The organism is Serratia sp. PF-27 (assembly GCF_030053255.1).
GTDB lineage: Bacteria > Pseudomonadota > Gammaproteobacteria > Enterobacterales > Enterobacteriaceae > Serratia > Serratia bockelmannii.
In genome coordinates, this window is the sequence record NZ_JASGBT010000018.1 from 183862 (window position 1) to 208271 (window position 24410).

The 24410-nt window shown below is 61.3% G+C and carries 24 protein-coding genes; 16 read left to right on the forward strand and 8 right to left on the reverse strand.

Annotated features, from left to right (window positions below; genetic code table 11):
* Positions 1–20 precede the first annotated feature (20 nt).
* Both QMZ29_RS11275 and QMZ29_RS11280 read right to left on the reverse strand, forming a co-directional pair.
* Positions 21–1328 carry a 6-phospho-beta-glucosidase gene (locus QMZ29_RS11275; protein WP_025304526.1) on the reverse strand — a complete coding sequence of 436 codons (1308 nt, stop codon included), beginning with the start codon at positions 1326–1328 and terminating at the stop codon, positions 21–23.
* Complete coding sequence (locus QMZ29_RS11280; RefSeq protein WP_025304525.1) at positions 1325–1663, reverse strand: PTS lactose/cellobiose transporter subunit IIA; 339 nt, start codon at positions 1661–1663, stop codon at positions 1325–1327. Before QMZ29_RS11280 ends, QMZ29_RS11275 begins: the two co-directional genes overlap by 4 nt.
* Before the next feature lie 353 nt (positions 1664–2016).
* On the opposite strand from QMZ29_RS11280, the gene ppiA reads away from it, so the two are divergent.
* The 6 genes from ppiA (at position 2017) to argD (ending at position 8824) form a co-directional block, all read left to right on the forward strand.
* Positions 2017–2586, forward strand: coding sequence for a peptidylprolyl isomerase A (gene ppiA, locus QMZ29_RS11285; RefSeq protein WP_261427223.1), 570 nt, complete (start codon positions 2017–2019; stop codon positions 2584–2586).
* Positions 2587–2741: 155 nt separating this feature from the next.
* Positions 2742–4427, forward strand: coding sequence for a sensor histidine kinase (locus tag QMZ29_RS11290; protein WP_043138870.1), 1686 nt, complete (start codon positions 2742–2744; stop codon positions 4425–4427).
* Positions 4427–5152, forward strand: coding sequence for a two-component system response regulator BtsR (gene btsR, locus QMZ29_RS11295; RefSeq protein ID WP_025304522.1), 726 nt, complete (start codon positions 4427–4429; stop codon positions 5150–5152). Before QMZ29_RS11290 ends, btsR begins: the two co-directional genes overlap by 1 nt.
* Before the next feature lie 151 nt (positions 5153–5303).
* Positions 5304–6827 (forward strand): helicase HerA-like domain-containing protein, encoded by a 1524-nt coding sequence (locus QMZ29_RS11300; protein ID WP_261427219.1) that lies wholly within the window; start codon positions 5304–5306, stop codon positions 6825–6827.
* Between the two features lie 72 nt (positions 6828–6899).
* On the forward strand, positions 6900–7475 hold the full coding sequence (locus QMZ29_RS11305; RefSeq protein ID WP_025304520.1) for an aminodeoxychorismate synthase component II: 576 nt from the start codon (positions 6900–6902) through the stop codon (positions 7473–7475).
* A 131-nt stretch (positions 7476–7606) separates the two neighbouring features.
* Positions 7607–8824 (forward strand): bifunctional acetylornithine/succinyldiaminopimelate transaminase, encoded by a 1218-nt coding sequence (argD, locus tag QMZ29_RS11310; protein ID WP_025304519.1) that lies wholly within the window; start codon positions 7607–7609, stop codon positions 8822–8824.
* Positions 8825–8864: 40 nt separating this feature from the next.
* Here the strand turns inward: argD and QMZ29_RS11315 are convergent, their stop codons facing one another.
* Positions 8865–10943 (reverse strand): YccS/YhfK family putative transporter, encoded by a 2079-nt coding sequence (locus QMZ29_RS11315; protein WP_025304518.1) that lies wholly within the window; start codon positions 10941–10943, stop codon positions 8865–8867.
* A gap of 50 nt (positions 10944–10993) precedes the next feature.
* Positions 10994–11626 (reverse strand): cAMP-activated global transcriptional regulator CRP, encoded by a 633-nt coding sequence (crp, locus tag QMZ29_RS11320; protein WP_004090925.1) that lies wholly within the window; start codon positions 11624–11626, stop codon positions 10994–10996.
* A gap of 382 nt (positions 11627–12008) precedes the next feature.
* On the opposite strand from crp, the gene QMZ29_RS11325 reads away from it, so the two are divergent.
* Positions 12009–12416 (forward strand): OsmC family protein, encoded by a 408-nt coding sequence (locus QMZ29_RS11325; RefSeq protein ID WP_025304517.1) that lies wholly within the window; start codon positions 12009–12011, stop codon positions 12414–12416.
* Positions 12417–12454: 38 nt separating this feature from the next.
* Here QMZ29_RS11325 and QMZ29_RS11330 read toward each other — a convergent pair whose 3' ends face one another.
* From QMZ29_RS11330 to QMZ29_RS11340, 3 genes are all read right to left on the reverse strand, one after another.
* Positions 12455–13324 carry a phosphoribulokinase gene (locus QMZ29_RS11330; protein ID WP_049208849.1) on the reverse strand — a complete coding sequence of 290 codons (870 nt, stop codon included), beginning with the start codon at positions 13322–13324 and terminating at the stop codon, positions 12455–12457.
* A gap of 151 nt (positions 13325–13475) precedes the next feature.
* Complete coding sequence (locus tag QMZ29_RS11335; RefSeq protein WP_004930376.1) at positions 13476–13709, reverse strand: YheU family protein; 234 nt, start codon at positions 13707–13709, stop codon at positions 13476–13478.
* Positions 13706–14686, reverse strand: a complete 981-nt coding sequence (locus QMZ29_RS11340; RefSeq protein WP_025304515.1) for a hydrolase — start codon at positions 14684–14686, stop codon at positions 13706–13708. Before QMZ29_RS11340 ends, QMZ29_RS11335 begins: the two co-directional genes overlap by 4 nt.
* A 118-nt stretch (positions 14687–14804) precedes the next feature.
* Here QMZ29_RS11340 and QMZ29_RS11345 point away from each other — a divergent pair, with 118 nt between their 5' ends.
* The 6 genes from QMZ29_RS11345 to tauD all read left to right on the forward strand — a co-directional run bounded on the left by QMZ29_RS11345 (position 14805) and on the right by tauD (position 19765).
* A complete protein-coding gene (locus tag QMZ29_RS11345; protein ID WP_025304514.1) occupies positions 14805–15407 on the forward strand; it encodes a LysE family translocator in 603 nt (200 codons plus the stop codon).
* Positions 15408–15417: 10 nt separating this feature from the next.
* On the forward strand, positions 15418–16200 hold the full coding sequence (locus QMZ29_RS11350; RefSeq protein WP_025304513.1) for a PhzF family phenazine biosynthesis protein: 783 nt from the start codon (positions 15418–15420) through the stop codon (positions 16198–16200).
* Between the two features lie 114 nt (positions 16201–16314).
* Entirely contained in the window at positions 16315–17310 is a 996-nt protein-coding gene (tauA, locus tag QMZ29_RS11355; protein WP_025304512.1) for a taurine ABC transporter substrate-binding protein, read from the forward strand.
* A 9-nt stretch (positions 17311–17319) separates the two neighbouring features.
* Positions 17320–18087: a taurine ABC transporter ATP-binding subunit gene (gene tauB, locus QMZ29_RS11360; protein WP_060435115.1), complete on the forward strand. Its 768-nt coding sequence runs from the start codon at positions 17320–17322 to the stop codon at positions 18085–18087.
* Positions 18084–18920: a taurine ABC transporter permease TauC gene (tauC, locus tag QMZ29_RS11365; RefSeq protein WP_033631937.1), complete on the forward strand. Its 837-nt coding sequence runs from the start codon at positions 18084–18086 to the stop codon at positions 18918–18920. Before tauB ends, tauC begins: the two co-directional genes overlap by 4 nt.
* Entirely contained in the window at positions 18917–19765 is an 849-nt protein-coding gene (gene tauD, locus QMZ29_RS11370) for a taurine dioxygenase (RefSeq protein ID WP_089196322.1), read from the forward strand. The genes tauC and tauD overlap by 4 nt, the downstream gene beginning before the upstream one ends.
* Before the next feature lie 6 nt (positions 19766–19771).
* On the opposite strand, the gene QMZ29_RS11375 is transcribed toward tauD, so the two are convergent.
* A complete protein-coding gene (locus QMZ29_RS11375) occupies positions 19772–21685 on the reverse strand; it encodes an ABC transporter ATP-binding protein (RefSeq protein WP_049206067.1) in 1914 nt (637 codons plus the stop codon).
* 129 nt (positions 21686–21814) lie between these two features.
* Here QMZ29_RS11375 and kefG point away from each other — a divergent pair, with 129 nt between their 5' ends.
* Genes kefG through QMZ29_RS11390 form a run of 3 tightly spaced genes read left to right on the forward strand, consistent with a single transcriptional unit; the run spans position 21815 to position 24395 of the window.
* Entirely contained in the window at positions 21815–22366 is a 552-nt protein-coding gene (gene kefG, locus QMZ29_RS11380) for a glutathione-regulated potassium-efflux system ancillary protein KefG (protein WP_025159909.1), read from the forward strand.
* Positions 22367–22368: 2 nt separating this feature from the next.
* Positions 22369–24177 carry a glutathione-regulated potassium-efflux system protein KefB gene (kefB, locus tag QMZ29_RS11385; protein WP_049294935.1) on the forward strand — a complete coding sequence of 603 codons (1809 nt, stop codon included), beginning with the start codon at positions 22369–22371 and terminating at the stop codon, positions 24175–24177.
* A 14-nt stretch (positions 24178–24191) separates the two neighbouring features.
* A complete protein-coding gene (locus tag QMZ29_RS11390) occupies positions 24192–24395 on the forward strand; it encodes a YheV family putative zinc ribbon protein (RefSeq protein WP_015379274.1) in 204 nt (67 codons plus the stop codon).
* The last annotated feature ends 15 nt before the right edge of the window (positions 24396–24410 follow it).

Sequence of the window (24410 nt, forward strand, 5' to 3'; positions counted from 1 at the left end):
CTGTCATACCGCGCCGGCGCTTACCTGAACTGCGGCAAGTACGGCGCGTTTATCGTCAACACCTCGTCCAGCAACGGCTGTGCCAGGTTGGCGTTGCCCACCAGCGGGTTGGCGATCAGCGCCAGCAAGCCGCTGCGGCGATCGCCGTGCACTGCCGCCTCGATGGTCAGGCGCTCGTAGGCTTTTACCTGCTGCGTCAGCGCCTGCATCGGTTCCGACAGCGGGCCGAACGTCAGCGGATGCGCGCCCTGGGCATCGACGATACAGTTGATTTCTATCACAGCATCGTCCGGCAGGCCATGGATTGCGCCGCGGTTTGCGGTGTTGACCACTAATTGCGTGCCGAGATTATTATGGATAGCACGGATCAGCTCCAGCGCAACTTCGGAATAGAAAGAACCGCCGCGGAAGCTGAGTTGCTCCGGTTTACTGTTCAACTGCGGATCGGCATACAGCTCGAACAGCTCTTTTTCTACCTGCATCACCTGCTCGGCGCGGGTGCCGCGCTCGCCGGCGGCAGCCATCTCTTCCGCCAGCATCTCGCGGGTCTGGTAAAAATAGCGGTGGTACGGGCAGGGGATGGCGCCGAGCGCGCGCAGGAAGTCCGGCTGCCAGGGCTCTTCCTTGATGTTGTTCATGGTCAGCGCCGCGCCGTCGCACAACATGTCGATCACGTTGCCGGTGACGTCGCGCCCCTGCTGCGTGACCTGATGCACCCAGACCATGTGATTCAAACCGGCGAACCGCAGCTGCACGTCGGCGTAAGGCGCCTGCAGCATGTTGGCGATCATGTGATGCATGCTGATCGGTACGTTACACAGGCCGATGATCTTCGCTTTGGTAAAGCGGGACACCGCCTCGGTGACGATGCCGGCCGGGTTGGTGAAGTTGATGATCCAGGCGTCCGGCGCCAGCTTTTCCACCCGACGGGCGATATCCAGCATCACCGGAATGGTGCGCAGCGCCTTGGCGAAGCCGCCGACGCCGGTGGTCTCCTGGCCGAGCAGCTGGTATTTCAGGCCCAGCCGTTCATCGGCGGCGCGCGCCGGCAGTTGCCCGACGCGGAACTGGGTCAGCACGAAAGCGGCGCCGTGAATGGCGTCGTCCAGCGCGAAGTGCACGCTGACCTTCACCTGTTCCAGCCCGTGGCGCGCCAGCATGCGGCGGGTCAGGGCGGCGATGGTTTCCACTTTTTGGCGGCCTGGCTCGACGTCCACCAGCGCCAGTTCGGTGACCGGCAGCTCATCGATGCGTTGGATCAGCCCATCGACCAGTTCGGGAGTGTAGCTGCTGCCACCGCCAATCACCGCGATTTTGAGCGTGTTCATGAGCGGCCCTCCGTCTGTGACTGACGGCGATAGAGTTCGATCATGTCGTCGGCCAGATCCTGGATGACCATGGCGTTCATCAGATGATCCTGCGCATGCACGGTGATCAGGTTGATCGCCAGCTTGCCGCAGCCTTCGTCCAGGCCGATCAGCTCGGTCTGGATCAGGTGCGCCTTCTTCACCCACTCTTTGGATTCGACCATGTGTTTGGCCGCGGCGGCGAAGTCACCGGCGCGCGCTTGCCGCAACGCCATCAACGCATTACTGCGCGCGCTGCCGGAGAACACCAGCAGTTCCATGATGGTGCTTTCAAACTCGGGGCTGACTTCAGTCATCAATTCACTCACGTCATTTCTCCAGGGGTTGCGCGGCTACGCCGCCGTGGGATACCTCAGTATCCGTTCTTTTTATAATGAGAGCGCTCTCATTTATATAGGGTAACGGCAACGGGTGTGCAAACTGGGAGGTAGATCGCAAAAAACGCCCCGGGGCGGCGCTGGGCAAAAAATGCGTGACGCGGTTGGCAAAAAAGCCTTCTGCGCCCATACTTTCCGCAGCAAAATTCAGGGCCGCCTAGGATATGTCCCGTAATTGGGTAAATATAGGTAAATGGCTGGTACTTGCCGATACAGCTCTTTAGAATCAAAGCGCTTTTCCGTTGTTTGTCTCTCAGAGAAAGGACCCGTTAATGTTCAAACGTACTTTAGTGACCTTCGTCGCGCTGTGTTCCCTGACAGCGATGGCGCCAGCGGCGCTCGCTGCCGGTGAAACCCACGTCATGCTGACCACCTCGGCAGGGAATATCGAGTTGGCGCTCGACAGTCAGAAGGCACCGGTTTCCACCCAGAACTTCGTCGATTACGTGAACAGCGGGTACTACAACAACACCATTTTCCATCGCGTGATCCCGGGCTTTATGGTTCAGGGCGGCGGTTTCACCGCTGACATGCAGCAGAAATCCACCAAGGCGCCAATCAAGAACGAAGCTGACAACGGCTTGCGCAACCTGCGCGGCACCATTTCGATGGCGCGCACCGCCGACAAGAACAGCGCCACCAGCCAGTTCTTCCTGAACGTGGCGGATAACGCCTTCCTGGATCACGGCCAGCGCGATTTCGGCTACGCCGTGTTCGGCAAAGTGGTGAAAGGCATGGACGTCGTGGACAAGATCGCTCAGGTGCCGACCGGCAACGTCGGCCCTTACCAGAATGTGCCGACCAAACCGGTGGTGATTCTGTCGGCCAAGGTGCTGCCGTAAGTTTTTTGGCCGATCCCGCCGGGGTCGGCCGTCCTTCCTCACGAAGCCTTGCCTTCATCACTGTTTTCTCCCGCGCCCCATGCTCTAATCGGCAGACAATAACCAGACCGGAAATCCGGCGTTCGCCCTTTGTTGTCTCTGGATGAGTTGCTGCCATGTATGAATTTAACCAGGTGCTGTTGCTGTTGCAGCAGATGTGCGTCTATCTCGTCATCGCCTATCTGCTGAGCAAAACCCCGCTGTTTATCCCGCTGATGCAGGTGACCATTCGCCTGCCGCACAAGCTGCTGTGTTACGTGATCTTCTCGGTGTTCTGCATCATGGGCACCTATTTTGGGCTGCACATTCAGGATTCGATCGCCAACACCCGCGCGATAGGCGCGGTCCTGGGCGGGCTGCTGGGCGGGCCGTCGGTGGGCTTTCTGGTCGGGCTGACCGGCGGCCTGCACCGGTATACGCTCGGCGGCATGACCGACGTGGCCTGCGCGATTTCCACGGTGTCGGAAGGCCTGGTCGGCGGCATCGTACACAGCATCGCCATGCGCCGCGGGCGCATCGAGCTGCTGTTCAATCCGCTGTTCGTCGGCGGCGTGGCGCTGGTGGCGGAAGTGCTGCAGATGGCGATCATCCTGGCGGTGGCGCGCCCCTACGACGAAGCGTTGCAGCTGGTAGAGCACATCGCGCTGCCGATGATGATCGCCAATACCGTCGGTGCGGCGATGTTCATGCAAATCCTGCTGGATCGGCGCGCGATGTTTGAGAAATACACCAGCGCTTTCTCTTCCAAGGCGCTGAAGATCGCCGAGCGCACCGAGGGCATCCTGCGCCAGGGCTTCGATCAGGAAAACAGCATGAAGGTCGCCCGGGTGATTTATCAGGAGCTGGGTATCGGTGCAGTGGCGATCACCGATCGTGACAAGCTGCTGGCGTTTATCGGCATCGGCGACGATCACCACCTGCCGGGCACGCCGATCGCCTCGGTGCATTCGCATCGCGCCATCGACAACAACGAGGTGGTGTACGCCGACGGCAATCAGCTCTCTTACTGCTGCTCGATCAATCCGGCCTGCAAGCTGGGATCGACGCTGGTGATCCCGCTGCGCGGCGAAAACCAGCGGGTCATCGGCACCATCAAGCTGTACGAACCGAAAAGCCAGCTGTTCAGCACCATCAACCGCACGCTGGGCGAAGGCATTGCCAGCCTGCTGTCGGCGCAGATCATGGCCGGACAGTACGAGCGCCACAAGCAGCTGCTGGCGCAGTCGGAGATCAAGCTGTTGCATGCGCAGGTCAATCCGCATTTCCTGTTCAATGCGTTGAATACGCTGGTGGCGGTGATCCGCCGCGATGGCGAACGGGCCTGCGATCTGGTGCAGTCCCTCTCAACTTTCTTTCGTAAAAACCTCAAACGTTCGGATGATGAAGTCAGCCTGGCGGACGAGATTGAGCATGTGAACGCCTACCTGCAGATTGAGAAAGCGCGCTTCGCCGATCGGCTGGAGATCGCGGTATCGCTGCCGGAGGCGCTGCTGGCGGCGCGGCTGCCGGCGTTTTCGCTGCAGCCGATCGTCGAGAACGCCATCAAGCACGGCACCTCGCATCTGTTGGGCGTGGGCCGCATCGAAATCGGCGCCTGCTGCGAAGGCGAGCATCTGCTGCTGCAGGTGACGGACAACGCCGGGCTGTTCCAGCCGAAGCCGAACTGCAGCGGGCTGGGGATGAACCTGGTGGATAAGCGCATTCGCGTGCGCTACGGCGAAGGCTATGGCGTGCGGGTGGATTGCCGGCCGGACGCCTATACCCGCATTACGCTCAATGTTCCCATGGAGAGGGCCGCCTGATGTTAAACGCACTGATTGTTGACGATGAGCCTTCCGCGCGCGACAACCTGCGCCATCTGCTGGAGGCCGAAGCGGGGATCACGATCATCGGCGAATGCGCCAACGCCATCGAAGCCATCAGCCAGATCCACCGGCTGCAGCCGGACGTGGTGTTTCTCGATATCCAAATGCCGCGCATCAGCGGGCTGGAAATGGTCGGCATGCTGGATCCCAACCGCATGCCGCACATCGTGTTTCTGACCGCCTACGACGAATACGCGGTGCAGGCGTTCGAGGAGCACGCCTTCGACTATCTGCTGAAGCCGGCGGAGCCGAAGCGGCTGAGCAAGACGCTGCAACGCCTGCGGCAGCGCAGTGCGCCGCAGGACGTGACGGCGCTGGATGAGAGCGCAGGTTACCTGAAATACATTCCCTGCACCGGCCACAGCCGTATCTATCTGCTGCGGTTTGACGAGGTGTTGGCGATCCGTTCCAAACTGAGCGGGGTATTCGTGGTGCGCAGCGACGGCATGGAGTGTTTCACCGAATTGACGCTGCGCACGCTGGAAAGCCGTACGCCGCTGGTGCGCTGCCATCGGCAGTATTTGGTCAACCTGGAGCAGGTGCGCGAGATCCGCTTCGAAGAAGGCGGCGCGGCGGAGATGATCATGTCCGCCGGCGATCCGGTGCCGGTCAGCCGGCGCTATTTGAAAGCGCTGAAGGAGCAACTGGGGCTGCGGGGGTGATGCAGGTCTTAGGGGGATTCTGAAAAGACAGGCATCATGGGCGTCCCGACGGCGCCCATTTTGTTTGTCCTTGACGGGGTTACGCGGCGCTTATAGCTTTATTGCATCAACAGGCGCGTTTCGCGCCGCGTCAGCGTCAAAGGAACAGAAAATGAGTGAACCACGGATTATCGCCAAAGCGATGAAAGACGGAAAACCGGAACAGGATCTGGTGATTTTGCCGGCGTTGGCCAACCGCCACGGGCTGATCACCGGGGCAACCGGCACCGGCAAGACGGTGACGCTGCAGAAAATGGCCGAGCAGTTCTCGCGCATCGGCGTACCGGTGTTCCTGTCGGATGTGAAGGGCGATCTGTCTGGCATCGGCGCCGAGGGCGTACCGTCCGAGAAGCTGCAGGCGCGCCTGGCGGCGATCGGCGTCACCGACTGGCAGCCGCAGGCCTGCACCATTATCCCGTGGGATATTTACGGCGAAAAGGGCCACCCGATCCGCGCCACGATTTCTGATCTCGGGCCGCTGCTGCTGGGGCGTCTGTTGGATCTGAACGAAGTGCAAAGCGGCGTGCTGCAGCTGGTGTTCAAAATCGCCGATGACAACGCGCTGCTGCTGTTGGACATGAAAGACCTGCGCGCCATGGTGCAGTTCGTCGGCGATAACGCCAAACAATTCCAGACTCAGTACGGCAACATCTCTGCCGCGTCGATCGGCGCCATCCAGCGCGGGTTGTTGACGCTGGAAGAGCAGGGCGCCAACCAGTTCTTCGGCGAGCCGATGCTGGACATCAACGATCTGATGAAAACCGACGCCAACGGTCATGGCGTGATCAACCTGCTGGCGGCGGACAAGCTGATCAATCAGCCAAAGCTGTATTCAGTGTTCCTGCTGTGGCTGCTGGCCGAGCTGTTTGAACATCTGCCGGAAGTGGGCGACCCTGAACAGCCGAAGCTGGTGTTCTTCTTCGATGAGGCGCACCTGCTGTTCAACGACGCGCCGGCGGCGCTGTTGACCAAGATCGAACAGGTGGTGCGCCTGATCCGCTCCAAAGGCGTCGGCATTTACTTCGTCACCCAGAATCCGCTGGATATCCCGGACAGCGTGCTGGGCCAGTTGGGCAACCGCGTACAGCATGCGCTGCGCGCCTTCACGCCGCGCGATCAGAAGGCGGTGAAAACGGCGGCGCAAACCCTGCGCGCCAATCCGGCCTTCGATGCCGAAACGGCGATCACCGAGCTGGGCGTGGGCGAAGCGCTGGTGTCATTCCTCGACGAGAAGGGCCAGCCGAACGTGGTGGAGCGGGCGATGGTCATCGCGCCGGAATCCAAGATGGGCATGCTCGGTGCGGAAGGGCTGAACAGCGCGATCAACAAGTCGCCGCTGTATGGCCGCTATGAAGACATGATTGACCGCGAGTCCGCCTACGAGAAGCTGTCGTCGGGCGGCTTCGCCACCGTCGGCACTGCGCAGCAGGGGCAGCAACCGCAGGCGCAAGCGCAGCAACAGACGGGCGGCGGCCTGATGGACGGATTGAACGAGCTGCTGTTCGGTTCCACCGGCCCGCGCGGCGGCAAACGCGACGGCATCGTCCAGACCGCTGCCAAGAGCATGGCGCGCGATCTCGGCCGGCAGATCCTGCGCGGCGTACTGGGCTCGATCACCGGCGGCCGTAAAAAGTAAGCGGAAATTATCGTCGGCAGCGGCGGGTTAAATCAGTAAACTATGGCGGCGTTTTTCTCTGCCGGACCTAACATGCTGCTGCTGATCGATAACTACGACTCCTTTACCTATAACCTTTACCAGTACTTCTGCGAATTGGGCGCCGAGGTGCTGGTGAAGCGCAACGATGAGCTGCAGCTGGCCGATATCGCGCGGCTGGCGCCGCAGCATCTGGTGATTTCCCCTGGCCCCTGTACCCCGAACGAAGCGGGTATCTCGCTGGCCGCCATTCGTCATTTCGCCGGCAAGCTGCCGATCCTCGGCGTATGCCTGGGGCACCAGGCGCTGGGGCAGGCGTTCGGCGCCGAAGTGGTGCGCGCCCGCGCGGTGATGCACGGCAAAACTTCGGCGATTCGCCATCTGGGCGTCGGCGTGTTTCGCGGCCTGAACGATCCGCTGACCGTGACCCGATATCACTCGCTGGTGCTGAAAGCCGATACGCTGCCGGATTGCTTTGAAGTGACCGCCTGGAGCGAACGCGACGGCGTGCGCGACGAGATCATGGGCATCCGCCACCGCACGCTGGCGCTGGAAGGGGTGCAGTTCCACCCGGAAAGCGTGCTCAGCGAGCAGGGCCATCAGCTGTTGGATAATTTTCTCAGGCGTTAATCCCTTCGCGTTTTTTTCGCCCGTCAGGCGTTTTGCATTTGCGCTTTAGTGTTTTTTTATGCATATTTCGTGATTATATTTTCACTATAACATCGCGATAGCGCTGAAAAACCTTCAGGGTGGAGCCGAAAATGACTGACAAATCCGCAGTGAGCCGCAGCACCTTTGACCAGGTGATCCTGCCTGTTTATGCACCCGCCCAGTTTGTTCCGGTGCGCGGCAAAGGCAGCCGGGTCTGGGATCAGCAGGGAAAAGAGTACATCGATTTTTCCGGTGGCATCGCGGTGACGGCGCTGGGACACTGCCACCCGGCGCTGGTCGAGGCGCTCAAACGCCAGGGCGAAACCCTGTGGCATACCAGCAACGTCTTCACCAATGAACCGGCGCTGCGTTTGGCGAGCAAACTGATCGACGCCACCTTCGCCGACCGGGTGTTCTTCGCCAACTCCGGCGCAGAGGCCAACGAGGCGGCGTTCAAACTGGCGCGTCATTACGCCATCACCCGCCACAGCCCGTACAAAACCAAAATCATCGCCTTCTATAACGCGTTTCACGGCCGCACGCTGTTCACCGTGTCGGTGGGCGGGCAGGCCAAATATTCCGACGGGTTCGGGCCGAAGCCGGCCGACATCGTGCACGTGCCGTTCAACGATCTGGCGGCGGTGAAAGCGGTAATGGACGACCATACCTGCGCGGTGGTGATGGAGCCGATTCAGGGAGAGGGCGGCATTACGCCGGTCGACGCCGACTTCCTCAAAGGCGTGCGCAAACTGTGCGACCAACATCAGGCGCTGCTGGTGTTCGACGAAGTGCAAAGCGGCATGGGGCGCAGCGGCAAGCTGTTCGCCTATATGCATTATGGCGTGACGCCGGACATTCTCACCACCGCCAAGGCGCTGGGCGGTGGTTTCCCGGTCAGCGCCATGCTGACCACCGAAGAGATTGCGTCGGTGATGCAGGTGGGCACTCACGGCACCACCTACGGCGGTAACCCGCTGGCCTGCGCGGTGGCGGAGGCGGCGCTGGATGTGATCAATACGCCGGAGGTGCTGAGCGGCATCGAGCAGCGCCACGCGCTGTATGTGCAGGCTTTGCAGGATATCGGCGATAAATACGGTATTTTCACCGCCATTCGCGGCATGGGGTTACTGATCGGCGCCGAACTGACGCCGCATTACCACGGCAGAGCGCGCGATTTTCTCACCGCCGCCGCTGCGCGTGGGTTGATGATCCTCAACGCCGGGCCGAACGTGATCCGCTTCGCGCCGTCGCTGGTGGTGGAGCCGCAGGACATCGAGGCCGGCATGGCGCTGTTCGAGCTGGCGGTGCAGGATGTGATCAACGCCTGAAGCCCGTGTGACGAATAACGGGGCGCGGCATGCCGCGCCCTTATTGATCGCGGAGTTTGCGCTTGAGCCAAATGCCGTGGTGCGGGCGTTGGCGCCAGGCCAGCGACGAAATGGTGTGCATTACGCTCAGGTGCGACAGAATACGCCGCAAATGACGCTCCATCTCGGTAACGGGCATCTCCGGATGCAGATCCGGCGGCTGCATGATGCCGCTGCTGCCGCTGCTCGGGCCGTCGTACTCCAGGCGTTGCTGGCAGCTCTGCAGCGCAATTTCACAGGTTTGCAGATACGTTTCCGCCAGCTTCGGCGTCAGCATATAGTGCTCGCGCGCCAAAATGGTCATGGCATTCAGGTGTTCGACGATGAACTGGCTGTGAGTGACCCATAAACGCATATCCGCCAGATAGTTCGACGCGAATCCCGGCTCCTGCATCGCCTGATTGAGCGAGGTGAACAGCGCGTTGTGCGCCTGGTTGACCTGCATGCGGGCATAGGCCAACGCGGTGGCGTCCGGCTCCGGCTGTTCCAGCATCAGCCGCAGCGCGGCTTGATCGTTTTCCAGTGCCTGATGGGCATTCTTGCGCAGCAGCCCGCTTTGCCACTGCGGCCATAGCCAAATGGTGCCGCCGAACGCCAGCACGCAGCCGATCAAGGTATCAATCAGACGAGGCACCAGAAAATGCGAGCCGTTCAGCGCCAGCAGCTGCAAGGTGTAAACCGCCGTCACCGTAAAGCCAATCACCGATAGCCCGTAGTTCTTGCGTGAAACCAGGTAGGCTAGCAGCGTGATCACCAGCATGATGCTCAGCGTTTCGCCTTCCGGTAACTGCAGCTGCAGCAGCCCGGCCGCCAGCAACAGCCCGGCAATCGTGCCCAGCGCACGGTGCTGAATACGCACCCGGGTGGCGTTATACCCGTTTTGGCTCACCAGCATGATGGTGAGCAGGATCCAGTAAGGCTTCGGCAGGTTGAACACCGCCCCCAGACTGCTGCCGACCGCCAGCGTCACCCCCAGCCGCGCGGCGTTGCGCAGGGCGGTAGATTTGAATGACAGATAGCTGGCTAGCGCCGGCCAAAACGGCAGGCGGTGCTGGCCGGGCATCAGATCTCGGCGGTACAGCGGATGCTGGGTGCGCAGCAGGCGGGCGATGCGGCTGAAGTGGTAATAACAAAACTGGCCGACCGGGTTATCGGGATGCTGCGCCGCCATTTTTTCCAGCGCCGCCAGCTCGTGGGCCATGGAAAAGCGCTTCGAATGTTGATGGTAGAGTATATCGTGCGCCACCACGCGCAGCCGGCCGGCGATCACCTGAGCGTTGCGGCGAATGATCGCTTCGGCCTGGCTCTGCTCCACCAGTTTTTGCACTTCCTCCGGCAGATGCAGGCTGACGGTGATGTGCTCCTGCAGATCCATCGCCACCTGAAAGGCGCGCTGCAGTCGCTTTTGATCGAGGTTGTTGGCGTGTGGCAGGAAATTAAGCTGTTGGTACAGCAGGCTGATCAGATCCATCACCTTTTGCTGGCGCACCAGCAGTGGCGGCAGCGCGGTCTGCGGATCGGTGTGCTGAGTCAGCAGGGAGTATTTGGCTTCGAAGTAGTCCGCCAGTTCCAGATAGAGCTGGCTGAGCGTCTCGCGCATCGGTTGCTCTTTCCACAGCCGGAACCAGAACCAGGTGAATAAGCCGTACCAGACGGTGCCGATCGCGTACAGCAGCGGCGCCTGCCAGACAGGCACCGTGCCGGCCGTGCTGAGAGCGAAGATGGCGGCCACCAGCGCCGCCGGCAACAGCCGGGCGTGCAGCGGGCTGATTTCGCCGGTAACGCCGAGCAGCAGCGCCAGGCCCAGCATCAGCGCCGGCAGCGGCACGTGCCACAGCAGTGCCTGTTGCAACAGCACGCTGCTGAAGGCGAACAGCGAGCCGCCGACGATCAGCCGTTTAAAGAAGCGCTTATGCGGCGTGTCCAGACCGGCGATATTGCAGCAGGCGGGCACCAGAGAGAACATCAGGCCGAGCTGCAGCTGGCCTATCAACAAGCCAAACAGCACCGGCAGGCACAACACCAGCGTTTGTCGCAGTGCGTAGTTGATTTCCGGGTGGTAGATCAGACGGCGCCACATGGCAGAGAGCAGACAAAAAAACGGCGCAGATTGCGCCGTTTCTTCAGGGATTAACGGGTGCCGTAGACGACAATGGTTTTGCCGTGGGCGGAAATCAGGTTTTGATCTTCCAGCATTTTCAGAATACGGCCAACGGTTTCACGCGAGCAGCCGACGATCTGGCCGATCTCCTGACGGGTGATCTTGATCTGCATGCCGTCCGGGTGAGTCATGGCGTCGGGTTGCTTCGCCAGATTCAGCAGGGTTTGCGCGATGCGGCCGGTCACGTCCAGGAAGGCGAGGTTGCCCACTTTTTCGGAGGTAACCTGCAGGCGGCTCGCCATTTGGGCGGACAGGCGCATCAGGATGTCCGGGTTCACCTGGATCAGCTGGCGGAATTTCTTGTAGGAAATTTCGGCCACTTCACAGGCGGTTTTCGCGCGAACCCAGGCGCTGCGCTCCTGGCCTTCTTCGAACAATCCGAGCTCGCCGATGAAATCCCCCTGGTTGAGGTAGGACAGGATCATCTCTTTACCTTCTTCATCCTTGATCAGCACCGCGACGGAGCCTTTCACGATGTAGTAAAGCGTTTCGGCCTTTTCACCTTGGTGAATCAGCGTACTCTTCGATGGATATTTGTGGATATGGCAATGAGACAGGAACCATTCGAGAGTAGGGTCTGTTTGCGGTTTGCCGAGAACCATTCGCTGTTATCCTCTGTTGTTATCGCTGCCTTGTGTCACAGGGGTCAGAGTTCCCTGTAAAACCCGCCTGTAGCCGCAGTCATGAGCGAGGGCTACCGGCAAGTTTTGAGGCGTGTCATAAAAATACGCTGTCGCTCTAGCATATTAACTTGCCGTAAGCGCTGCAAGCTACATTCTGTTAACATACCGGTAAAGGAGCCTTTCTCTGGGCGTTTCCCTGAAATTCAGTGTCCCGGAAAGATTTATTGCGGCTCTGTTTGTAGCACAGAGTAAGGCGGGTGTCTCGTGTTGTCTCGCTTCAGCATGATTAGCATCAGGTTACGTTGCCTGTTTCTATGCGAAAGCGTACTCTGATTTTAAGAAATTAACCGGAGTGACCAGAATGCAGGCAAGAGTTAAGTGGGTGGAAGGGTTAACGTTTTTGGGTGAATCGGCCTCCGGCCACCAGGTGCTGATGGACGGCAACGCCGGCGATAAAGCGCCGAGCCCGATGGAAATGGTGCTGATGTCGGTGGGTGGCTGCAGCGCGATTGACGTGGTGTCCATCCTGCAAAAAGGGCGCAACGACGTGCGCGACTGCGAGGTGAAGCTGACCTCCGAGCGCCGTGCAGAAGCCCCGCGGTTGTTCACCCATATCAATCTGCACTTCATCGTCACCGGTCAGGATCTGACCGACAAAATCGTAGAGCGTGCGGTGAACCTGTCGGCGGAGAAATACTGCTCGGTGGCGCTGATGCTCAACAAGGCCGCCACGGTGACCCACAGTTTCGAGATCCGCCAACCGGCGTAATCGAGACGGAGCGCGGCCCGCCGCCGCGCTCAACGCATTTATTCGATCTTCTTGCCTTCCAGCAATCGCTGCACCAGCGGCGCCATGATCAGCTCCATCGCCAGCCCCATCTTGCCGCCCGGCACCACTAACGTATTGATGTGCGAGATAAACGAGCCCTGCAGCATCGCCAGCAAATAGGGGAAGTCAATCTGATCCAGCCCGCGGAAGTGGATCACCACGAAGCTTTCATCCAGTGAGGGAATGGCTTTGGCGGCGAACGGGTTGGAAGTGTCCACCGTCGGCACGCGCTGGAAGTTGATGTGGGTGCGCGAGAACTGCGGCGTGATGTAGTTGATGTAATCTTCCATCGAACGCACCACCGAATCCATCACCGCCTCGCGGGAGTGGCCGCGCTCGCCGGTATCGCGGATCAGCTTCTGGATCCACTCCAGGTTGACGATCGGCACCACGCCGACCAGCAGATCGACGTGGCTGGCCACGTCATGGTGTTCGGTGACCACACCGCCGTGCAGCCCCTCGTAGAACAGCACGTCGGTCGGCGCTGTCAGTGGCTCCCACGGGGTGAAGGTGCCCGGCACCTGATTGTAGGGCACCGCTTCGTCGTAGGTGTGCAGGTACTTGCGCGAACGGCCGGTGCCGTTTTTGCCGTACTCGATAAAGCTCTGCTGCAGCAGGCCGAAGTCGTTGGCCTCGGGGCCGAAATAGCTGATGTGTCTGCCCAGATCGCGCGCCTTGCGGATCGCCGCGTCCATTTCCGGCCGGGTGTAGCGGTGGAAGCTGTCGCCCTCCAGTTCGGCGGCGCGAATGTTGAGCTGTTGGAAGATTTTGCGGAACGCCACGCTGGTGGTGGTGGTGCCGGCGCCGCTGGAACCGGTCACCGCGATAACGGGATGTTTGGCAGACATGGTGGTTGTCACTCCGTGTTGAATGCGCCGGCGTCAGGGGATTATTGTGGCTCTTGTTGACGCTCTCTATGTCAGGAAAAAATGGCGCTCGCTGGTTTGCAATGTCCCATTGTTACCTGATTTTTTCCGTCAGTCATAGAACCGAACGCCACTAAATTTCTTCCTGCCCGGCGCGGAACTGGCCGCGCGGCATGATGTTGACGCTCTCATGCAGTTCTGACCACACCAGCACCACTTCGCCGTTTTTCAGCTGGCGGCGCACGTCCTCCACCTTCTGTTCCAGCGATCGTTCGTGCTCGCCGTAATCGGTGCCTTCGCGCAGCACAAAGGATTCGATCAGGCTGTTCAGGGTGTCGGTTGCCAGTTCTTGCCAGGGAATGATCACGTCGGGATGTCCAGATAAGGGGAAAGCCAGGCCGGAATGCGATGCTCCAGCCACATGTGCGGTTTTTTCAGCGTGCCGCCGACAAAGCCGACGTGGCCGCCGAACTCGGTCAGCTGATATTCGATATTGCGCGGCAGGCCGGCGACGTCGGGGATCACCTCATGGGTCATGAAGGGATCGTCCTTCGCATGGATGATCAGCAGCGGCGTTTGGATCGCCGGCAACAGCGGCAGAGCGCTGCAGCGGCGATAATAGTCGGTGGCGTCGCTGAAGCCGTGAATGCGCGAGGTGATGGCGTCGTCGAACTCGCGGATGCGCCGCAAACCGTTCAGCTGTGACAGCTTGAGCGGCAGGGTGTCCGGGTAGTGCAACAGTTTGCGGGTGGCGTTTTGTTTCAGTTGCCCCAGCAAATAGCGCTGATAGACACGGGAGAAGCCTTGCTCCATGCGGTAGGCGCAGGGTTCCAGCATCAGCGGCGCTGAGACCACCACCGCCGCCTGCAGCAGGCTGTCGGCGCCTTGCTGCGCCAGATAGCAGGCCAGCATGTTGCCGCCGAGCGAAACGCCTACCGCCGCGGTTGGCACCTCGCCGTAGCGGTCGCGCAGCCAGCGCAGGAAGAAGCGCGCGTCTTCGGTTTCACCGGAGTGGTAGATGCGCTGCTTGCGGTTGGGCACGCCGCTGCAGCCGCGAAAGTGCATCACCACGCCGAGCCAGCCGCGCTCACGCCAGGCGTTGAGCAGGCCATGCGCGTAGGGGCTGTAGAAGCTGCCTTCCAGGCCGTGGAACAGCACCGCGCGCGGTTTGTCGCGCGCCTGCGCCGGATCCTCGCTCCAGGCAAGATCGACGAAGTCGCCGTCGGGCAATTCCAGCCGTTGCCAATGCGGTTTCAATAACACGCGGCGGCGCACCAGCCGCGGCAACAGCGTTTGCAGGTGCGGGTTACTGGCCCCGGTCAGGGGGCGAAAGGTGTTAGGCATAGGCTGAGTAAAATGTTGTGGGCGGCTATTGTGAGATCCCTAGCGCACTGTTAGCTTCAATACCAAGAATTAACAATGATACTGCAAAAAAGCGCCTTGGGTGAGGAGCACCCGTGCCATGGAACCGAGTTTATTCCTTTCGATGCTGGGCTTCCTGTGGGTCGCCGCCATCACGCCAGGCCCCAATAACCTGCTGCTGACCACCTCCGGTGCTAACTTCGGCTTTATGCGTTCGCTGTGGCTGATGATTGGCATCATGCTCGGCATGCAAAGCATTTTGCTGCTGGTGGCCTTCGGCGTCGGCAGCCTGATCCTGGTTTACCCGTCGCTGCACCTGATCCTGAAAATCCTCGGCAGTTTGTACCTGCTGTGGCTGGCGTGGAAAGTCGCCACCGCCGCCTATGAAAAGCTGGAAACCGACGTGGCGCCGCCGCAGCCGGTGCGGCTGTATCAGGGCTGGCTGCTGCAGTTCCTCAACCCGAAAGCCTGGCTGATGGCGCTGGGCGCGGTGGCGAGCTTCAGCCTGGCGGGCGATAAGTACAACGGTTCCATCGCGGCGATCGCGCTGGGCATTTTGGCGGTAAACATCGTCGCCGGCGTTATCTGGCTGGCGTTCGGTACCCTGATCGGCCGCCTGCTGCGCAGCAAAAAGGCCTGGGTTATCTTCAACGTTTCCATGGGGTTGTTGACCGCAGCCTGTGTGTTACTGATCTGGCATTAAGGAGTGAACGATGGCGGAAAATTATTATCACGTGGTTGCTTTTACCGGCAAAGGGCTGCGCGGCAACCCGGCCGGGGTTTGCCTGCTGACGCAGCCGCTGCCGGCGGAGCGGTTGCAGGCGATCGCCAACGAGATCGGCCTGCCGGAAACCAGCTTTGTTTGGGATGACGGCGACATGACCGCCATTCGCTGGTTTACCCCGGAGCGGGAGGTCGATCTTTGCGGCCACGGCACGCTGGCGGCGGCGCATGTGATGTTCAGCGCGGTTAACCCGGCGCTGAAGGATATTCGCTTCCGTTCGGCCGGCGGCGAGCTGTTCGTCAAGCGCGATGAGCGGGACGGGGAGCGGCTGGTGCTTGATTTCCCCGCCAGGCCGCCGCAAAAAGTCGCCGAACCGGCGGGCCTCGCGGCGCTGCTGGGCGTGCAGCCGCAGGAAGTGTGGCAGGCGAAAGCGCTGCTGGTGGTGGTGGAAAATGAGGCGCAGGTGCGCGCGCTGCGCCCGGACATCCCGGCGCTGATCGCATTGGCCGGCCGCGCGGTGATCGTCACCGCGCCGGGTGACACCGTGGACTTCGTTTCGCGCTATTTCACGCTCGACGGCGGCGAGGATCCGGTGACCGGCTCCGCGCATTGCACGTTGATGCCTTACTGGACGGCGCGCCTCGGCCGCCATCGGCTGCATGCGCAGCAGATCTCGGCACGCGGCGGCGAACTGTTCTGCGAACTGCAAGGGGATCGCACGCTGCTCGGCGGCTATGCTCATGTGTTCCTGCACGGAAGTATCGCGCTGTAATCTGCGGTTATATTACTCAAGGTAATAAAGAAGACTTTTTTATTCTTTTATCGCCCGTCATCGCTCAGATAAAACTGTCAGCAACTGAACAGATTTTTATCAACGGAGCGGAACATGGCGGGCAAACTCTTTTCCTTACGTAACGTGGCGCTGCTGGCGTTGTCGCTCAGCGCGGCCAGCGCCTACGCGGTGGACGTGACCGTGGCGTACCAGACGTCGGCAGAGCCGGCCAAGGTGGCGCAGGCGGAAAACAGCTTCGCCAAACAGTCCGGCGCGACCGTCGACTGGCGTAAGTTCGACAGCGGTTCCAGCGTGCTGCGCGCGCTGGCCTCCGGCGACGTGCAGATCGGCAATATCGGCTCCAGCCCGCTGGCGGTGGCCGCCAGCCAAAAACTCCCCATCGAAGTGTTCCTCATCGCCTCGCAGCTCGGCAGCTCCGAAGCGCTGGTGGTGAAAAATGACATCAAAAGCCCGCAGGATCTGATCGGCAAGCGCATTGCGGTGCCGTTTATTTCCACCACCCATTACAGCCTGCTGGCCTCGCTCAAACATTGGGGCATCAAGCCTGAACAGGTGAAGATCCTCAATCTGCAGCCGCCGGCCATCGCCGCCGCCTGGCAGCGCGGCGACATCGACGGCGCCTACGTCTGGGCGCCGGTGGTCAACGAACTGGCCAAACAGGGCAAGGTGCTGACCGACTCCGCGCAGGTGGGCGAATGGGGTTCACCGACGCTGGACGTGTGGGTGGTGCGCAAAGACTTCGCCGAGAAACATCCCGACGTGGTGACCGCCTTTGCCGCCAGCGCTCTGCAGGCGCAAAAGGCCTACCTGACGGCGCCGGAACAGTGGCTAAAAGATCCGAGCCATCTTAGCACCTTGGCGCGCTTGAGCGGCGTACCGGAAGCGCAGGTGCCGGAACTGGTGAAGGGGAATCGTTATCTGCCGGTGGCCGATCAGGTTGCCCAGCTCGGCCAGCCGGTGGACAAGGCAATCCGCGATACCGCCGAATTCCTCAAGCAGCAGGGCAAGATCCCGCAGGTCGACAGCGACTACAGCGCTTACGTCACCGACCGTTTTGTGAAACAGGTGCAGGCTGCGCCGCAGTCGTAAGGAAGCAGGATGCTAAACGTCAATCATCTTTCAGCAGAGTATCAGGGGCGGCCCGTGCTGCGTGACGTGTCGTTCCAGATCGCCGCCGGGCAACTGGTGGTGGTGCTCGGCCCATCGGGCTGCGGCAAGACCACGCTGCTGAATTTGATCGCCGGGTTTATCGAGCCTTCAGCTGGCAGCATCACGCTGGATGGAACGCCCGTTCACGGCCCGGGCGCTGAACGGGGCGTGGTGTTCCAGCATGAGGGTTTACTGCCGTGGCGTAACGTGGTGGACAACGTCGAGTTCGGTCTGCAGCTGGCCGGCGTCGGCAAGGCGCAGCGCCGCCAGGTGGCGGAGCAGATGCTGCAGCGCGTCGGTCTGGCCGGTTACGAGCGGCATTTCATCTGGCAGCTTTCCGGCGGCATGCGCCAACGCGTCGGCATCGCCCGCGCCCTGGCCGCGGATCCGCGCCTGCTGTTGCTGGATGAACCGTTCGGCGCGCTGGACGCGTTTACTCGCGAGCAGATGCAGGAGCTGTTGCTGACTATTTGGCGCGATACCGGCAAGCAGGTGCTGCTGATCACCCACGATATCGAAGAGGCGGTGTTCCTCGCCAGCGAGCTGCTGCTGCTGTCGCCGGGGCCGGGGCAGGTGGTAGAGCGACTGTCGCTGAACTTCGGCCAACGCTATGCCGACGGCGAAGCCTGCCGCTCGATTAAGTCCGATCCTGAATTTATCGCGCAGCGCGAATACGTGCTGGGCAAAGTTTTCCAACAGCGCGAGGCCTTGCTATGAGCCTGCATTCCACGTTAAAGGCCGCGGCGCAGCCGCAGGGCAAAGCGGCGCGCCGTTTCAGCGTGCCGCGCAACGTTTGGTTGAGTGGCGCCACGTTGTTGACGGTGTTGATCGTCTGGTGGGGCGTGACGGCGCTGCAGCTGATCAGCCCGCTGTTCCTGCCGGCGCCGCAGCAGGTGCTGCATCAACTGATCACCATCGCCAGCCCGCAAGGTTTTATGGACGCCACGCTGTGGCAGCATCTGGCGGCCAGCCTGGGGCGCATTTTGGTGGCGCTGCTGGCGGCGGTGATCGTCGGCATTCCGGTGGGCATCGCCATGGGGCTGAACGACACGGTGCGCGGCATCCTCGATCCGCTGATTGAGATCTATCGTCCGGTGCCGCCGTTGGCGTATTTACCGCTGATGGTAATTTGGTTCGGCATCGGCGAGACCTCGAAAATCTTGTTGATTTATCTGGCGATTTTCGCGCCGGTGACGCTGTCCGCTGTGGCCGGCGTGCGCAGCGTGGCGCAGGTGCGGGTGCGCGCCGCCCGCGCGCTGGGCGCCACGCGTTGGCAGGTGCTGCGTTTCGTGGTGCTGCCGAGCGCGCTGCCGGAGATCCTGACCGGCATCCGCATCGGGCTGGGCGTCGGCTGGTCGACGCTGGTGGCCGCCGAACTGATCGCCGCCACGCGCGGCCTGGGATTTATGGTGCAATCCGCCGGTGAGTTTTTGGCGACCGACGTAGTGTTGGCCGGCATCGGCGTGATTGCGGTGATTGCATTTGGGTTGGAGCTGGGGCTGCGCGCCCTGCAGCGCCGATTGACCCCGTGGCATGGAGTACAGCAATGAACGAACGTCTGAATATCACCCCGCTGGGGCCTTACATCGGGGCGCTGGTGGAAAACGTCGAGTTGGCCCGGCCGTTGGGCGATGGCCAGTTTGAACAGCTTTATCATGCGCTGCTCAAGCATCAGGTGCTGTTCTTCCGCAACCAGCCGATCACGCCGCTGCAGCAGCGCGATCTGGCCGGCCGCTTCGGCGATCTGCACATCCATCCGGTCTATCCGCACGCCACCGACGTGGAAGAGATCATCGTGCTCGATACCCACGACGACAACCCGCCGGACAACGACAACTGGCACACCGACGTGACCTTTATCGAGAACCCGCCGCTGGGGGCGATCCTGGCGGCCAAGACCTTGCCTTCCACCGGCGGCGATACGCTGTGGGCCAGTGGCATCGCGGCCTACGAGGCGCTGTCGGCGCCGTTCAGAACGCTGCTCGCGGGGCTGCGCGCGGAACATGACTTCACCAAGTCGTTCCCGGAGTACAAGCATCGCGGCAGTGAAGAAGAACACCAGCGTTGGCAACTGGCGGTGCAGAAAAATCCGCCGCTGCTGCATCCGGTGGTGCGTACTCATCCGGTCAGCGGCCGGCAGGCGCTGTTCGTCAATGAAGGGTTCACCACGCGGATCGTGGATGTGGCGCCGAAGGAGAGCGACGCTTTACTGAACTTCCTGTTTGCTCACATCACCAAACCGGAGTTTCAGGTGCGCTGGCGCTGGCAGGAAAATGACGTGGCGATCTGGGATAACCGCGTGACGCAGCACTACGCCAACGCGGATTATCTGCCGCAGCGGCGCATCATGCACCGCGCGACCATTCTGGGGGACAAGCCCTTTTACAAGGCGTAACAACGTTTAGGCGTCGAACGCCTGCGTTAACTGCTCCAGCTGTTCCTGTGCATCCAGCCAGGTCATTTCCGTCTCTTCGAGCGCGGATTTGGCCTGGCTTTGCTTTTGCAGGCAGTCGGTCAGTTCGGCCTTGCGGCTGATGTCGTACAGTGCGGGATCCGCCAACTGCTCTTCCACCGCCGCCAGTTCGGCGCCCAGTTTTTCCATCTGCTGTTCCAGCTTGGCGATCTGCTTGCGCAGCGGTTGGGTCTGCGTACGGAACTCCGCCTCGCGGCGTTTTTGGTCCTTGCGCGCCTGCGCGCTGTTGCCGCCGCTCTCTTTTTCCGGTGCATCCTGCTGGTTTTCCTGGCGCTGCAGGTCGACAAGCCACTGCTGGTAGTCGTCGAGATCGCCCTCGAAAGGCTCGACCTGGCCGTCATGCACCAGGTACAGATCGTCGGTGGTGGAACGCAGCAGGTGACGGTCGTGCGAGACCACCACCAACGCGCCTTCGAAATCGATCAGCGCCTCGGTCAGCGCCTGACGCATGTCGAGATCCAGGTGGTTGGTCGGTTCATCGAGCAGCAGCAGGTTCGGGCGTTGCCAGACGATCAGCGCCAGCACCAGCCGCGCCTTCTCGCCGCCGGAGAAACGTTCGGTCACTTCGCTGACCTTGTCGCCCTGGAACCCGAAACCGCCCAGGTAATCTCGCAGCTGCTGCTCCAGCACCCGTGGCGCGATGCGGCTCAGATGCTGCAACGGCGATTCGTCGGCGCGCAGGAATTCCAACTGGTGCTGGGCGAAGTAACCCAGCTTGATGCCTTTCGCCAGGCCGATCTCGCCGCTCAGCGGTTCCAGAGTGCCGGCCAGCAGTTTGATCAACGTCGATTTACCGGCGCCGTTGCGGCCGAGCAGGCCAATGCGTGAACCGGGTACCAGGTTCAGCTTGATTGACTTCAAGATCACTTTATCGCCATATCCGGCGCTGACTTTTTCCATGCGCAGCAGCGGGTTCGGCAGGCTTTCCGGCGGGCGGAAGCTGAAGGTGAACGGGTTGTCGACGTGCGCCGGGGCGATCAGCTCCATGCGCTCCAACATCTTGATGCGGCTCTGCGCCTGCTTGGCCTTGGAGGCCTTCGCCCGAAAACGGTCGATATAACTTTGCAGGTGCGCCACTTTTTCTTGCTGATGCTGATACAGCGACTGTTGCTGCGCCAATTTGGTGGCGCGCTGGCGTTCGAACGACGAGTAGTTGCCGGTGTATTCGTTCAGGGTCTGCTGTTCGATATGCAGGATCTTGTCGACAATCGGATCGAGGAAGTCGCGGTCATGCGAGATCAGCACCAGCGTGCCGGGGTAGCTTTTCAGCCAGCGCTCCAGCCAGATCACCGCATCGAGATCCAGGTGGTTGGTCGGTTCGTCGAGCAGCAGCAGGTCGGAACGGCACACCAGCGCCTGCGCCAGGTTGAGACGCATGCGCCAGCCGCCGGAAAAGTCGCGCACCGGGCTTTGCAGCTGTTCGTTGGAGAAGCCGAGGCCGTGCAGCAGGCTGGCGGCGCGGGAACGGATGGTCCAGGCGTCGATGGCGTCCAGCTTACCGTGCAGGGTGGCGATGGCGTGGCCGTCGTTGCGGTCGTTGGCGGCCTGCAGTTCGGCTTCGAGCTGGCGAAACTCGCGGTCGCCGTCGATAACATACTCGATCGCCGGCACGTCCAGCGCCGGCGTCTCCTGGTTGACCCAGGCCAGCGCCCAGTTGCCGGGGAAGGTAAAGCTGCCGCCATCCGCCGCGATCTCGCCCTTCAGCAGCGACAGCAGCGTGGATTTGCCGCAGCCATTTTTGCCCACCAGGCCGACCTTCTGACCTGGATTAACCGTCGCCGTGGCGTTGTCCAGCAGGACGCGGATGCCGCGTCGGATTTGTAGCGAGGAGAATACAATCATAAAGCGCCGTATGTTCAGAGTATGTTAAATTATCATTAAGGTAACAGAACGCGCACCGCGCGCTGTTTTTGTCTTTGCGATGCATGGTAGCGGAAAACCGCTACTCTGACGACGCTTTGGAGGGGAATGATGTCGCAGCCGCCCAAGGTCTTGCTGCTGTATGCCCATCCGGAATCCCATGACTCGGTGGCGAACCGGGTTTTGCTTCGACCGGCGCAGCAGTTGGAACATGTCACCGTGCACGATCTCTACGCGCACTACCCTGATTTTTTTATCGATATTCATCACGAACAACAGCTGCTGCGTGAGCATCAGGTCATCGTGTTTCAGCACCCTCTGTATACCTACAGCTGTCCGGCGCTGCTGAAGGAGTGGCTGGATCGCGTGCTGTCGCGCGGCTTCGCCAGCGGGGTGGGCGGCAATGCGCTGGCGGGCAAATACTGGCGCTCGGTGATCACCACCGGTGAGCCGGAAGGCGCCTACCGCACCGGCGGTTATAACCACTATCCGATGGAAGATATCCTGCGGCCGTTCGAGCTGACCGCCGGGATGTGCCATATGCACTGGCTGACGCCGTTCGTGGTCTATTGGGCGCGGCGGCAGAAGCCGGAGGTGTTGCGCAGCCATGCAGACGCCTACGGCGAGTGGCTGAGCCACCCGCTGCCGCACGGAGGGCGGTGACCATGGAAGGATCGACCTTACTGACCGCCATTTTGCTGTTCCTGTTTGCCGCGGTGGTGACGGTGCCGATCGCCCGTCGCCTGGGGATCGGCGCGGTGCTGGGCTATCTGATCGCCGGCATTGCCATCGGCCCTTGGGGATTGGGCTTCATCCGCGACGTTGACGAGATCCTGCACTTCTCCGAGCTGGGCGTGGTGTTCCTGATGTTCATCATCGGTCTGGAGCTGAACCCCAGCAAGCTGTGGGAACTGAGGCGCTCGATTTTCGGCGCCGGCGCCGGCCAGGTGTTGCTCACCGCGGCGGTGCTGGGCGCGTTGCTGTACCTGACGCACTTCGCCTGGCAGGCGGCGGTGATCGGCGGTATCGGCCTGGCGATGTCTTCCACCGCCATGGCGCTGCAGCTGATGCGCGAAAAGGGCATGAACCGCAACGAAGGGGGGCAGCTCGGTTTCTCGGTGCTGCTGTTCCAGGATATGGCGGTGATCCCGGCGTTGGCGTTGATCCCCATTCTGGCCGGCGCCGGCGGCACCAGCGACGACTGGGCGAAGATCGCGCTCAAGGTCGCGGCGTTCGGCGGCATGCTGATCGGCGGACGCTTTCTGCTGCGGCCGCTGTTCCGCTATATCGCCGCCTCCGGCGTGCGCGAGATTTTCACCGCCGCGGCGCTGTTGTTGGTGCTCGGCTCGGCGCTGTTTATGGAGGCGCTCGGCCTGTCGATGGCGCTCGGCACCTTCATCGCCGGGGTGCTGTTGGCGGAGAGCGAATATCGCCACGAACTGGAGATCTCCATCGAGCCGTTTAAAGGGCTGCTGCTGGGGCTGTTCTTTATCTCGGTGGGCATGGTGTTGAATATCGGCGTGCTCTACACCCACCTGGCCGAGGTGTTGATCGGCGTACTGGCGCTGGTGGCGGTCAAATCCGGCGTGCTCTATGGCGTGTCGCGTCTGTTCGGCCTGCGTAGCTCGGTGCGGCTGCAGTTTGCCGGGGTGCTCAGCCAGGGCGGTGAGTTTGCCTTCGTGCTGTTTTCGGCGGCGGGGGCGCAAAAGGTGCTGCAGCCGGATCAACTCTCTTTGCTGCTGGTGGTGGTGACGCTGTCGATGATGACCACGCCGCTGCTGATGCAGGCCATCGACCGCATTTTGGCGCGCCGCTATAACGCTAAAGGCGAAGACGAGGAAACGCCGTACGTAGAGGATGACGATCCGCAGGTGATCATCGTCGGCTTCGGGCGTTTCGGCCAGGTGATCGGCCGCCTGTTGATGGCCAACAAAATGCGCATTACCGTACTGGAGCGCGACGTCAGCGCCGTCGGCGTGCTGCGGCGTTACGGTTACCAGGTTTATTACGGCGACGCCACCGAGCTGGAACTGCTGCGCGCGGCGGGCGCCGAAAAGGCCAAGTCGATCGTGATCACCTGCAATGAGCCGGAAGACACCATGGAGATCGTGCGGCTGTGCCAACAGCACTTCCCGAACCTGAGCATTCTGGCGCGTGCGCGCGGCCGCGTGGAGGCACATGAGCTGCTGCAGGCGGGCGTGAAACAGTTCAGCCGCGAGACCTTCTCCAGCGCGCTGGAACTGGGGCGAAAGGCGCTGATGGAGCTGGGCATGCACCCGCATCAGGCTTTCCGCGCCCAGCAGCATTTCCGCCGCCTGGATATGCGCATGCTGCGTGAGCTGATGCCGCCGCATCAGGGCGACGTGGCGCAAATTTCCCGCGTGAAAGAGGCGCGGCGCGAGCTGGAAGAGCTGTTCCATCGCGAAATGCAAAAAGAAAGTCGCCAGTTCGACGGCTGGGACGAATACGAATAAGCGGGAGCATAACGATGTCTGCAACACGTAAGAGATTTATCGCCGGGGCGGTGTGCCCGAGCTGTAGCGCTATGGATACGTTGGCGGTATGGCGGGAGGATCAGGTGGAAGTGGTGGAGTGCGTCAAGTGCGGACACCATCAGCGCCAGACCGAACAACAGGTGGAAAAACACGTTCGCCCGCAAGAGCAGGTGATCGGCATTTTCCAGCCGAAGTAGCGTTTTTTTATCCCG